Below are 802 nucleotides of genomic sequence, written 5' to 3'. Positions count from 1 at the left end.
CGGACCGTGATGCCGTGGCGCCCGGCGAGCTCCTCGAGCGGCTGCATCGTGAGCTTGTGCACGAAGCCGTCGGCCGTGAACGTCATCGAGCCCGACGGCGCCGTGACCGTGTAGCGGTAGCTCGTGCGGAGCTGGTGCTCCGCGGCGATCTCGACGGTCTCGCCGCGCCGGACGGCCAGGCCCTCGTGCCGCGCGCCGAGCCGGCCCGCGAACAGGACGATCCCGTCGGGCCGGTCGAGCACCTCGAGCATCGACCAGCCCCGGTACCAGGGGGCACGTCGCGCGCGGACCACCAGAGCGGCGGCACCGAGGGCGACCATGGCCGCGTAGACGACCCACATCGGGAACGTCGTCCCGCGGCGTTCGCCGACGCCCGTGAACCCGGAGAACGCCTCGACGACGAGCCCCACGACACCGCCGACCAGCGCGAGCACCGCGACGACGAGGTTGAGCGCGGCACCGGCGCGCGGGCCGCTCCCCGGCAGGTGGAGCGCGGGCGTGGGCGTGGTGGCCGCGTCACCGCGGGGGCTGAGGATCACGCGCGTGAACGTAGCGCGCCACGGGCCGCGGCCGCGCCGGTTTCGCGGGTGACGTCGGCGGGCCGTCGGAATAGTCGGGAGGTCTCCGCGCTTGATGGTGAGGTAACCTCAGCATCTTGCGGGCTCGCCCCCGCTCCCCTCCACCCCCAGGAGGTCCCGTGACCCACCCCGGACCCGTCCCCGGCCCGCCCGGACTGCGCGGCTTCAGCCGCGACCGCGGCGTCGCCCGGCAGCGCCTCGCCCCCGGCACGCTGCGTCGCATC

1 protein-coding gene is annotated in these 802 nt (G+C 75.4%); it reads right to left on the bottom strand.

The window, feature by feature from the left end:
* On the bottom strand, positions 1 to 539 hold a 539-nt coding region (locus G3I71_RS44975; RefSeq protein ID WP_164324678.1), incomplete at its 3' end, for a hypothetical protein.
* Positions 540 to 802 lie beyond the last annotated feature (263 nt).

This window comes from Streptomyces sp. SID12501 (assembly GCF_010550245.1).
Lineage (GTDB): Bacteria > Actinomycetota > Actinomycetes > Streptomycetales > Streptomycetaceae > Streptomyces.
This window is presented reverse-complemented; position numbering and strand designations above follow the sequence as displayed.